The following is an 11,839-nucleotide window of genomic DNA, read 5'->3' as shown; positions in this document are numbered from 1 at the left end:
CGTCTGGAGCCAGCCTCCACCTTAGGGACAAAAAAGTCCGCCCGGAGCGCAGCGTTGATGCTGGCAGCCCGGGCGGACTTTTTGGCGGACTGAACAGGTTCAGCCGCAGATCTGGCTAGACGCCGTAGTAGAGCTCGAACTCGTACGGGTTCGGGCGCAGGGACAGCGGGCGGATCTCGTACTCGTACTTGTACTCGATCCAGGTGTCGATCAGGTCCTGGGTAAACACGCCACCGGCCTGCAGGAACTCGTTGTCCTCGCCCAGGGCCTCCAGTGCCTCTTCCAGCGAGCCCGGAGCCTTCGGGATGTCCTTGGCTTCCTCGGCGGGCAGCTCGTAGAGGTCCTTGTCGATCGGAGCCGGCGGTTCGATGCGGTTGCGGATGCCGTCAATGCCGGCCATCAGCTGGGCAGCGAAGGCCAGGTACGGGTTGGACGAGGGGTCCGGAGCGCGGAACTCGATGCGCTTGGCCTTGGGGTTGGAGCCCGTGATGGGGATACGGATACCGGCGGAGCGGTTGCCCTGCGAGTACACCATGTTGACCGGAGCTTCGAAGCCCTTGACCAGGCGGCGGTAGGAGTTCACCGTCGGGTTGGTGAAGGCGAGGACGGCCGAGGAGTGCTTCAGCAGGCCGCCGATGTACCAGCGGGCCATGTCGGACAGGCCGGCGTAGCCTTTTTCGTCGTAGAACAGCGGTTCGCCGTTGGTCCACAGCGACTGGTGGCAGTGCATGCCCGAACCGTTGTCGCCGAAGACCGGCTTCGGCATAAAGGTCACGGACTTGCCCCAAGCGTCCGCCGTGTTCTTGACGACGTACTTGAACTTCTGCAGGTCGTCTGCGGCGTGGGTCAGGGTGGTGAACTTGTAGTTGATTTCAGCCTGGCCGGCGGAGCCTACCTCGTGGTGGCTGCGCTCGACCTCGAGGCCGGCCTCATCCAGGGCGATGCACATGGCGTCGCGGAGGTCGGCCTGCTTGTCGGTGGGGGAAACGGGGAAGTAGCCGCCCTTGATGGGGGTCTTGTAACCGAGGTTTCCGCCTTCTTCTTCGCGGCCGGTGTTCCAGTGTGCTTCTTCGGAGTCGATCTTGTAGAAGCTGCCCTCGGGGGAGGACTGGTACTGGACGTTGTCGAAGACGAAGAATTCGGCTTCCGGAGCGAAGAATGCGGTGTCGGCGATGCCCGTGGAGGCGAGGTAGGCCTCAGCCTTCTCGGCCACGCCGCGGGGGTCGCGGTGGTACGGGTCTCCGGTGCGGGGGTTCACGATGGAAAAGTTCAGCGCAAGGGTCTTCTCCATGCGGAAGGTGTCCAGGAAAGCGGTGGTAACGTCCGGGATCAGCTGCATGTCGGATTCGGCGATGCCCTGGAAACCGCGGATGGAGGAACCGTCGAAGAGCTGGCCGTTGATGAAGAAGTCCGCGTCGACGCTCTTTGCCGGCACGTTGAAGTGCTGCTGCACACCCGGGAGATCGGTGAAGCGGATATCGACGAATTTAACATCTTCGTCCTTGATGAACTTGAGGACTTCGTCCGCAGTCTTGAACATCTATGCTCCTTACGCATATGTAATATCTGGCTGGCAAGCCAACTGATCCAGCGCAATCCGAAGGGCAGGGAAACCTGGTTTCCCTGCTTGGGAGGTATTGCTTGAAACTGCTATCAGCCTATGGACACGTCATTTCCCGTCAGTGTCCACATTGTTTCGGGCAGGTTACAGAATGCCCCGTTCAGGTTACAGAATTGTCCTGTTCAGGTAACGCTATCCGGTGTCCGTAGTGTGGTCCAACGGTTTCCACTCTGTGGTCGGCGGTGAGTCGGTAAGCTTGGACGGTGGTAGATCGCAATGACATTGGCTCCTGGCTCAGCGGACCGGACACGTCCGGCATCTCAAAGTACCCGGGGGAGCGCCTGGGATTGCCCGAATCCCGTTCAGGCTCGATCGCCAGGGCGGGCAGGCGCATCCTCGCCATCGTCCTTGACTGGGGGATTGCCCTGCTGATCAGCAATTTTGCCTTTGGCGGTGACTCCTGGGCCACGTTGGCGATTTTCGCCGCGGAACAGATGCTGCTCGTGGGCACTCTCGGCTACAGCATCGGCCACCGCGTGGCCGGGATCCACGTGCTGCGCCTGGGCGGCGGGCCCGCGGGTCCGATGGCTGCCGTGGTGAGATCAGTGCTGCTGTGCCTCGTGATTCCCGCCGTAATTTTCGATCCGGACCAGCGGGGACTGCACGACAAGGCGATGAATACCGTCCTCGTGCGGCGCTAGCAGCATTCAAGCGCCTGGCAGTGCGGGCATGCCGGCACCTGACGGCGCGGGGCTAGACTCCCGCCGTTTCCTTTGTCCCGGCGGGAACGACCGTGCGCGGCGTCAGGTAGCCGCGCTTTCCGGCCCAGCGTTCGAACGCGACCGTGGCGAACGGGAAAACCGCCGACAGTCCCGCGAACAGGGCCACCACGAGGGGCCACCGCTGGAGCCGCCACAGGGCGAGGGCGGCGATGCCGTAGCCCACAAACAGCGCACCATGGATAGGGCCGGCGATCTCCACGCCCAGTTCAGTGGTCTTGGCGATCCACTTGAAGTACATGCCCGCCAGGAGCGCAGCCCAGCTGAAGGCTTCGGCTACCGCCAGGATGCGGAAGGCCCGGATAACAAGGGTTCTCACGGGAATCGTCATGTAGCTACTTTCAATCAATGTGCCCGCCTGGTTGGCCGGCGTCCGGCAGACAAAAACCGCCCTGGTTCCGGCCAAGCCGGAACCAGGGCGGTTCAAGAGTCCTAGCGCCCGCGGTTGGGGCGCGCTTTGTAAGGGTCGATTCCCTTGGGAATCGGGAGGCGGTTGCCCAGCGAGGAAATGCGCTTGGACACCGCATTCACCTCAAGTTTGGTCAGTTCGTTCTTCAGCTTGCCCATCTTCTTGGCTACCTGGCTGATGGGGACCTGGCCCTCGCCGCGGCCGCTTTCGATCAGGTGGACCGTGACGTTCGGGAGGATGCGCGCAAGGCGCTTACGCTCCGCGTCGAGCATCGGCTTAACGCGGACGGTGGGGCCTTCGCTGACGAGGACAACGCCGGGACGGCCGACGGCGCGGAACACGGCGTCCTGGGTGCGTGGGTTAACGGCGACCGGCTGGTCTTCGGTGATCCAGCCGCGCTTAAGCGTGCCCAGTGCCGCGCCTGAGGCTCCTGGCTGGTTCTCGATCTGGGCGAATGCGGCGCGTTCGGCGCGCCGGGAGAGGATCAGGGTGGCGCCGAGCAGGCCCAGCGGAATACCGATGAGCAGGCCAGTAATCCAGTTGTCCAGCCAAAAACCCACCACGAAGCTGACAGCCACAACGCCCAGGAACACCAGCAGCATCAGCCACGGGACCATGGGATCATGGCGGCGGGTCATGTTGAAGACTTCGCCGATCTGCTTGAGCCGGCTGGGCTTCTTGACCTTTGCTTCTTTTGGCTTGCGCGAGAAGAGGCCACGCTTCGGGGCGTCGGAGGCCGCCGGAGTGCTGTTACTGGAATCAGGGGAGTTCGCCATAGTTCCTCAATTCTACGTGATTTATGCCTGAGGGCCGGACGCCGGAGAATGTCCAGTGCCGGCCCTCAGGGATATCAAACTACGGCTCAGGAATGGGCGGCGAGCAGTGAGCTGGCTTCCTGGCGGGTGCTGCCGGAGGATTCGATGTGGGCGAGCTGGGCGGGGATTTCCCAGCCCTTCTTGCGCATCGCGGTGGCCCAGAGCCGGCCGGCACGGTAAGAGGAGCGGACCAGCGGGCCGCTCATGACACCGAGGAAGCCGATCTCCTTGGCCTCGTCCTGGAGGTCCACGAATTCCTGCGGCTTGACCCAGCGGTCCACCGGCAGGTGCCGTTCGGAGGGGCGCAGGTACTGGGTGATGGTGATCAGGTCGCAGCCGGCCTCGTGCAGGTCCCGCAGGGCCTCGGAGATCTCCTCGCGGGTCTCGCCCATGCCCAGGATCAGGTTGGACTTGGTCACCATGCCCAGGGCCCGGCCCTGGGTGATGACATCCAGGGACCGGTCGTACCGGAACGCCGGACGGATCCGCTTGAAAATCCGGGGGACGGTCTCGACGTTGTGCGCGAAGACCTCCGGCTTGGAATCGCAGATCGCCTCGATGTGCTCGGGCTTGCCGGAGAAGTCCGGGATCAAAAGTTCGACGCCGGTGCCCGGGTTCAGCTCGTGGATCTTCCGGACCGTCTCGGCGTACAGCCACACACCCTCATCCGCCAGGTCATCCCGGGCCACCCCGGTCACGGTGGCGTAGCGCAGCTGCATGGCCAGGACCGAGCGGGCCACCTTCGTCGGTTCGAACATGTCCACCGGGGACGGCTTGCCCGTGTCGATCTGGCAGAAATCACACCGGCGGGTGCATTCGGAGCCGCCGATCAGGAACGTGGCTTCCTTGTCTTCCCAGCACTCGAAAATGTTGGGGCAGCCGGCCTCCTCACACACCGTGTGCAGGCCTTCCTTCTTGACCAGGTTCTTGAGCTGGACATACTCCGGACCCATCTGGACCTTCGCCTTGATCCACTCCGGCTTCCGCTCCACAGGTACCGCAGAGTTACGCTGCTCAACACGCAGCAGCTTCCGGCCGTCTGGTGCCAATGTCACAGGAGTGCTCCCTCGGGGCTTGAAACGAGTGCTTCTTCGTGCTTGCGAAATTCTGCCACGAACCGGTCCGCGATATCGCTCGGGGCGATGTTCCTGCCGGCTTCGAGGGACATTGTGGTGACGCTGGCGTCGGTGATGCCACAGGCGATGATCTGGGCATAAGGTGCCAGATCATTGTTGCAGTTAATGGCGACTCCGTGCATTGTGACCCCGTCCAGGACGCGGATGCCGATTGCTGCAATCTTCCGGTCCGGGCCTTTGCTGTCCGCTGTGATCCACACGCCGGCGCGTCCCTTGATGCGCTCAGTATTGATGCCATAGTCAGCCATCACGGCGATCATGACCGCTTCGAGCCGCTCCACATAGTCGCGGATGCCTGACCGGTTCTTCAGCTTGAGGATCGGATACGCGATCAGCTGGCCGGGGCCATGCCAGGTCAGCTTTCCGCCGCGGTCCACCGCCACGACGGGCGTGCCGTCCAACGGGCGCTCGTGCTCTTCCGTGAGCTTGCCCGCTGTATAGACGGCGGCATGTTCAAGGATGAGGACAGTGCTGGGCGCCTCGGCCGCGACGACCTTGCCGTGGATCCCGCGCTGCAGATCCCAGCCGCGCGTGTAGTCAACGAAATCCGGGGCGAGACCCACCTGTGAAAACTCAAGAGTCATGCCGTCCAGCTTAGACCCCGATCCGCGAGGGGTCCGGTTATAGTGTCGGACCTCTCATGACACCGGCGGATCCAGTGCATGCCCATGGCCTGTGGATAACTTCTGCGGGCATTCCCGGATTCCGCTAGACATGAGTCATGGATGATTTCACTGCTCCGGTGGTTCCCGGCTTCCTGGTGGGCCGCGTGTTGGGCCGCGGCGGAAGTTCAACAGTGTGGCTGGTTACTGAAGAAAGGTCCGGCCGGGAGTTCGCCCTGAAATGCCTTGGTGATGGGCGTAGCGGGGTACCCGGTCCCGGCGAAGGCAGGGAGCCCGGGGCCGACGCCGAGGAGGCCATCCGCCGTGAAATCCGCATTCTTTCTGTCCTCGACCACCAGCACCTCATCAAGGCCCACGACGCACTGCGTCTTCACCGGCCGGCCGGCTCAGCGCTGACGGGCGGTTGGACAATAGGGCTGCTGCTGGATTACGCGCCCGGCGGTTCCCTCGGAGATCTGGTTGGCAGCAGGGCCAAGCTCACCATCGGGGAGACGGTCACTGTGCTCACCCCTATTGCCCAGGTGCTTGGCTACTTGCACGGCCAGGGGTTCATCCACGGTGACGTATCGCCCGGGAATGTCCTCTTTACAGGTCATGGCAAGCCAATGCTGTCCGACGTCGGCATTGCCAGGATGGTGGGTGATGTTTCAGCAGTGCCCGACCATGGCACTCCGGGGTTTATGGATCCGGCACCTGTGGACGCCGTGAGGGCGGGGCTGCAGCCGGAACGCGACGTCTACTCGGTGGCGGCGCTGGGGTGGTACTGCCTGACGGGCCAGCCGCCACGCCGCACCGCCGACCGCCCACCTCTCTCACTCCTGCTCCCTGACGTTCCAGCCGAGCTGGCCGCCGCCCTGGAGGCGGGCCTTAATGAGGACCGGCGGCTGCGGCCCACTGCTGTTGAGCTGGCGACGGCGGTCTACCGCAGTGCCCCGCCGCTGCCGGTGGACCTCGCGTCCTCCGTCCACGCAACGGTCATCCCGCAGTTGCTGACGCGGCGCCGCGTCCCGGAACGTCCCGGCGGCGCGGTAGGTCACCGTCTCCGGGCCTGGCGGCGCCGGATCTCGAAGTCGCGCTGGTCCGGGCTGGTGGGGGCGCGGCAGATCCTTCCGTTCCCGGCTGGGGAAGAAGCGGAGATGTCCCTGGTGCCCGCACCAAAGCTCCGCGCATCAGAGGCCAGAGCACCAGAGGCCGGCAGCCAGGCCGCACCGGCCCAGACGGTCGCCGGTGAGAAGCCGGCGCCGCGCGGCAGGCATGCCGTGGAACCCGGCCTGAACGATCGCCAACCAAACCCCGGCCGAAAGCGTCGGACGGCGGCTGTGCAGAAGTCGGTGGATCCCGGCCTGAACCGGGGCGGCGGGCGTGGGATGGCCGGCCGCAACCGGGGCAACGTGCTGCTGGCGGCGGGAGCCGGTGCCATCGTGGCAGGCGCCATCTGGGCCGCCGGCGCCTTTGGACCGGACGGGCCGTGGGTGGCGCCCGCTGGACCAGAGGCGGTGGCCGCCGCCTCCGGTGACGGGACCCGCGGACCGGCAGCGGCGGACAGTGCGGATACCGGAGAGCTGGAGACAATGCTCGCCGCCGCGAAAGTCCCGGCCGCCGCCGCGGCTCAGCTGGACTCGGCGGACCCGCTCGACGCAGTCCCGGGACCGGCCGCCGTGAGGTCCCAGGCCTTCAGCTCCGGCCGGCTGGAGCTGCTGGAGCTGGTTAATGCCCCCGGATCGGCTGCCGCCAGTGCGGATGCAGGCCTCAAGGCTGAGCTCCAGGTGTCCGGCCACGTCCTGGCCGGATTCACCAGTACCGTATCGAACCTGCACGTCGAACCCGGCAGTCCATCCGGCCAGGTTGTTGTCAGCGTCACGTCCGCCACGTCGCCCTATGAGGAGCGGGACGCTTCCGGAAAAGTCGTGGCGGCGGGCGCGCCGGTGGCCGCCCAGAACCTCCGGCTGGTGCTGGTCCCCGTTGACGGCCGCTGGCGGATTGCGGACGTCCTGCCGGGGTCCTGACTGGTTGCCTCAGCGCGTTGGCTCAGCCCATGGACAAAGACTCAGTGCTTGCCGGCCACCCAGGCAGCGCCCTCGGCCAGCGACGGGTGCTGCCACTGGAAGCCGGCGGCTTCAAGTACCGCCGGTTCCATCCGCTGGCTGGCCAGTATGAGTTCGTCGGCCAACTTCCACATGACCAGGCGCAGGGCCGGCGAAGGTACCCGGAAAAATGCCGGCCGGTGGAGCGCGGATGCCAACGCGCCGATCAAGGCGTTCACGTCCGCGCTTTCGGGGGCGCACACATTGACCGGTCCGCGGATTCCGGCGCCCGCCAGGAAGAGGAAGGCAGCGGCGACGTCCGGCAAAGTGATCCACGGCCAATACTGCCTGCCATTGCCCAGCGGACCGCCCACCCCGAGACGAAGCAGCGGCAGCAGCCGGCCCATGGAGCCACCTGAACGGCTGAGCACAATCCCGGTACGGGTTGTCACCACGCCGACGCCGTCGGGCGCCTCATGGGCGGCGGCCTCCCACTCGACGCACAGGCGGGCCAGAACACCCGAGCCGGCCGACGCACTCTCCCGCAGCTGGGCGGACCCCGAATCGCCATAGTAGTTGGATCCCGACTGGCTGATAAACGTCCGCGGCGGGTCGTCAAGCCTGTCCATGGCGGCGGTCAGGGTTCTGGTGGCAGCCAACCGCGACGTCAGCAGCGTGTCGATCCGGCGGCGGGTCCACGGCCTGTCCCCGATCCCGGCCCCGGCCAAGTTGATCACGGTGTCGGCGCCGGACAGTGCTGCCGGATCCAGCCGGAGCGCTGCGGGGTCCCAGCGGATTTCGGCGAGGGACGCAGGCTCGCGTCGGACGAGGGTGGTCACGTCGTGGCCGGCCTCTCGCAGCGTGGCGGACAATTGGGTCCCGATCAGCCCTGAGGCCCCGGCGATGACGATGTGCATGATCCATCACACCACGGTCCGCTCGCCGCCGGTACCTCCCTCGGACGGTACCGGGAGTTGACTATGATCGAACGATGACTTCTTCGAGCTACTTCCGGTTTCCGCATGTCCACGGCGATCTGGTCACGTTTGTGGCAGAGGACGACGTGTGGATCGCACCGCTCAGCGGCGGCCGTGCATGGCGGGTTTCGTCGCTGCAGCTGCCTGCCCGCAATCCGCGGTTTACGCCTGACGGCAAGCGGCTGGTCTGGACTGTTATCCAGGGAACCGCCCCGGAAGTGGTCTCGGCCGAGGTCGACGGCGGTGGCTACCGGCAGCTGACGTATTTCGGCCACGCCACAACCAAGGTCAAAGGCTTCACCGCAGCAGGCGACGTCGTGGTGACCAGCGCGTTCCGCCAGGCCGAAAGCCGGCACACGTATGCTTACAGCGTCCCGGTCGACGGCGGGTCGGCCGAGGAGCTCCCTTTCGGCCCGGTCGAATCCGTGGCCTTCGGCCCGGAAGTGGGGGACGAGCGGCCGGTTGTCCTGGCCAGCGTGCTCTCCCGTGAACCGGCCTGGTGGAAGCGGTACCGCGGCGGCACCGCGGGAAAGCTCTGGATTGACGCCGATGGAAACGGGGAGTTCGAGCGCCTGGTACCCGACCTCGACGGAAACCTCGCGGATCCGCTGTGGGTGGACGGGCGCATTGCGTTCCTGTCGGACCATGAGGGTTACGGAAACCTGTACTCGGTGCGGCCCGGCGGCGGCGATCTGCGACGCCACACCGACCACGAGGACTTCTACGTCCGGCACGCGTCCACTGACGGTGAGCGGGTCATCTTCGAATCTGCCGGTGAGCTCTGGATCCTGCACGATCTGTCCTCTGCCGCGGTACGGCTGGACATCTCGCTGGGCTCCGCGTCGCAATCGCGTCGCCCGGGCCTGCTGAAAACCTCCAAACACCTGGGCACGGTGGTGCCGGATGACAGCGGATCCGCCAGCGTCGTGGAGGCGCATGGCACCCTTCACTGGCTCCGCCACAAGGACGGCCCATCCCGTATCGTCGAGGCCACCCCGGGTGTCCGGGCACGGCTCCCCAGGCCGCTCGACGGCGGCCGCCTCGCTTACGTCGCAGATCACGACGGCGTGGAAGCGATCTACATCAAGGAGATTGCCGCGCCGGTCCCCGACACTGTGGTTCCTGCCGTCACGGCAACCCCGGTCGCTGTGACCCCCGCCGCCGATCGGAAGCAAGCGGAAGCGCCACTGCCGCGACCGGTTCCCGCGGCGGCATCACCTGCAGCGGTGGCTGCTGACGTCGTTGTCGCGGTGCCTGAGGACGCCCCGGCCGATGAATCCCCAGCCGATGTGGCCCACAGCCCGGCGGAATCCGCCGTCAACGCAGGACCGTCCGGCCTGCCGACCTGCATCGCTTTCCCCAAGCCGTCACGCGCCAGCGCCCTGGAAGCGAGCCCCGATGGCCGGTGGATTGCTGCCGGTACCGCCTTCGGAGATGTTTATGTGGCGGACACAGCCACCGGGGAACTGTCCCTGGTCGCCAGCATCGGCGAGGGCAGCATTGCGGAACTCGTGTGGTCTCCAGACTCACAGTGGCTGGCCTGGTCCGAACCCGTCACCTCGTTCGGCTCCCGGAGCCGGCTCCGGCTGGCCAACGCCACAGACCTGGCGGGCGGCATCGTCGAGGTCACCGACGGCCGTTTCTGCGACAGGTCCCCAAGTTTCACGCCGGACGGAAAGTTCCTGGCCTTCCTGTCCAACCGCAGCTTTGACCCGGTCTACGACGGACACTCGTTTGACCTGTCTTTCCCCAGCCCCATCAAGCCGTATCTGGTGGCACTGGCAGCCGCGACGCCGTCGCCGTTTGGCCCCGCTGTTGACCTGGCCCCCGCAGCAAGCACGGACAGCACGGATGCGGACGCCGCGGCAGGTCCCGCGGTCCGTGTGGATCCGGCCGGGTTGGCGCACCGTGTCATCGGAGTTCCCGTGCCCCAGGGCAACTACACCTCACTCACGTCAACGGAGGGCGCACTGCTGTGGCTGGACTGGGCGCTGGCAGGCGTCACCGGCGACGGAAAAGCCAGCCAGGAAGACAAGGACGCCCGCCCCAGCTTGGTCCGGTTCGACCTTGCCCGCCGGAAGTCCGCCACGCTGGTGGAAGCCCTGGATAGCTACCGGCTCTCCGGCGATGGTAAAAAAGTGGTGCTGGTCAACGACAAGCAGGTCAGCGTGGTTCCCTCGGCTGCGAAAGCCGAAGAGGAATCCGGCCTGCTGGTCAAGGTGGACCTGGGCCGCATCCGCGTCATGATGGATCCCCTCAGCGTCTGGGGCCAGGCGTTCGACGAAGCCTGGCGCCTGCAGCGCGATTTCTTCTGGGCAGAAGACATGGCAGGACAGGATTGGGAGTCGATTCACAAGCGGTACCGTCCGATCGTTGACCGGTTGGGGTCCCACGATGACCTGGTGGACCTGCTCTGGGAGCTTCACGGGGAACTGGGCACCTCGCACGCTTACGTCCGGCCCACAGCGGTCACGGAAAATGGCAGCAACGGCCAGGGCCGCCTCGGTGCGGACTTCGCCTTCACGGCGGCAGGCTGGGAGATCACCCGCATCCTTGCAGGCGAGTCGTCGGACCCGCTGGCCACATCGCCGCTGACCCGGCCCGGCGCCGCCGCGATGGCCGGGGACGTCGTCCTGGCCATCGACGGTGTGCCGCTGTCCGCCACGGTGAGCCCCGCGATGCAGCTGGTGGGCGCTGCTGGACGGGCTGTGGAGCTGACACTACGCAACGGAGCCGCGCATGGAGCCGAGGCAGGGGAGCAGCGGCGTATCGCGGTGATCCCGGTCAAGGATGAGGAGCGCCTGCGCTACCAGGAGTGGGTGGCCGCGAACCGCCGGATCGTCCGGGAGGCCTCCGGCGGCCGTTACGGGTACCTGCACATCCCGGACATGATGGCTAACGGCTGGGCGCAGCTGCACCGCGACCTGGACACCGAAACTGCCCTCGACGGCCTCATCGTGGACGTCCGCCGGAACCGCGGCGGCCACACGTCCCAGCTGGTGGCGGAACTGATTGGCCGGAAGGTCACCGGCTGGAGCATGCCCCGCGGCGAACGTCCGCGGACCTACCCGCACCACGCGCCGCGGGGTCCGGTGATCATCCTCGCCGATGAATTTGCCGGGTCCGACGGCGACATCATCACCCAGGTCTCCAAACTGCGGGGGATCGGCCCAGTGATCGGCACGCGCACCTGGGGCGGCGTGGTGGGGATTGATAACAGGTTCTCCCTGGCTGACGGCACCGGCGTGACCCAGCCGCGGTACGCCACCTGGTTCGGTGGCGGCGTGGGCTGGTCCGTGGAAAACTACGGCGTGGATCCCGACATCGAAGTGCTCTACCCGCCGCACGCTTATGCCGCCGGCAGGGACCCCCAGCTGGAATACGGGATCGGTGCGCTCAAGGAAATGATCCAGGAGCTGCCCACCGACAAGCCCCCGGTCCGCGAAGGCTACCGTCGCCTGAAGCCAGCGCCGCTTCCGGCCCGCCGGCACGGCGACTAAGGCCGGCCCGGCACC

General features: G+C 66.1%; 9 protein-coding genes. 3 read left to right on the top strand and 6 right to left on the bottom strand.

Annotated elements, in window-relative coordinates; genetic code table 11:
* Positions 1-115 precede the first annotated feature (115 nt).
* Positions 116-1,540, bottom strand: a complete 1,425-nt coding sequence (gene glnA / locus AC50YA_RS03705) for a type I glutamate--ammonia ligase (RefSeq protein ID WP_494981010.1) — start codon at positions 1,538-1,540, stop codon at positions 116-118.
* A 284-nt stretch (positions 1,541-1,824) separates the two neighbouring features.
* Between glnA and AC50YA_RS03700 the strand changes: the two genes are divergently transcribed.
* Positions 1,825-2,262, top strand: coding sequence for an RDD family protein (locus AC50YA_RS03700; protein WP_494981009.1), 438 nt, complete (start codon positions 1,825-1,827; stop codon positions 2,260-2,262).
* 52 nt (positions 2,263-2,314) lie between these two features.
* On the opposite strand, the gene AC50YA_RS03695 is transcribed toward AC50YA_RS03700, so the two are convergent.
* The 4 genes from AC50YA_RS03695 to lipB form a co-directional block, all read right to left on the bottom strand.
* Complete coding sequence (locus AC50YA_RS03695) at positions 2,315-2,671, bottom strand: DUF3817 domain-containing protein (RefSeq protein WP_494981008.1); 357 nt, start codon at positions 2,669-2,671, stop codon at positions 2,315-2,317.
* Between the two features lie 101 nt (positions 2,672-2,772).
* Positions 2,773-3,525, bottom strand: a complete 753-nt coding sequence (locus AC50YA_RS03690) for a DUF4191 domain-containing protein (protein ID WP_494981007.1) — start codon at positions 3,523-3,525, stop codon at positions 2,773-2,775.
* A gap of 86 nt (positions 3,526-3,611) precedes the next feature.
* Positions 3,612-4,619, bottom strand: coding sequence for a lipoyl synthase (gene lipA, locus AC50YA_RS03685; RefSeq protein WP_494981006.1), 1,008 nt, complete (start codon positions 4,617-4,619; stop codon positions 3,612-3,614).
* Positions 4,616-5,284, bottom strand: a complete 669-nt coding sequence (gene lipB / locus AC50YA_RS03680) for a lipoyl(octanoyl) transferase LipB (RefSeq protein WP_494981005.1) — start codon at positions 5,282-5,284, stop codon at positions 4,616-4,618. Before lipB ends, lipA begins: the two co-directional genes overlap by 4 nt.
* Before the next feature lie 137 nt (positions 5,285-5,421).
* On the opposite strand from lipB, the gene AC50YA_RS03675 reads away from it, so the two are divergent.
* The gene (locus AC50YA_RS03675; protein ID WP_494981004.1) at positions 5,422-7,329 is read left to right on the top strand and encodes a serine/threonine protein kinase; all 1,908 of its coding nucleotides are present in this window, start codon (positions 5,422-5,424) and stop codon (positions 7,327-7,329) included.
* A gap of 41 nt (positions 7,330-7,370) precedes the next feature.
* Here AC50YA_RS03675 and AC50YA_RS03670 read toward each other — a convergent pair whose 3' ends face one another.
* Positions 7,371-8,264 (bottom strand): TIGR01777 family oxidoreductase, encoded by an 894-nt coding sequence (locus AC50YA_RS03670; RefSeq protein ID WP_494981003.1) that lies wholly within the window; start codon positions 8,262-8,264, stop codon positions 7,371-7,373.
* Positions 8,265-8,338: 74 nt separating this feature from the next.
* Between AC50YA_RS03670 and AC50YA_RS03665 the strand changes: the two genes are divergently transcribed.
* A complete protein-coding gene (locus AC50YA_RS03665; protein WP_494981002.1) occupies positions 8,339-11,824 on the top strand; it encodes a S41 family peptidase in 3,486 nt (1,161 codons plus the stop codon).
* The last annotated feature ends 15 nt before the right edge of the window (positions 11,825-11,839 follow it).

Source organism: Pseudarthrobacter sp. RHLT3-21, assembly GCF_059383495.1.
Note: the sequence above shows the minus strand (reverse complement) of the source record. Positions and strands in the feature narration are given on the sequence as shown.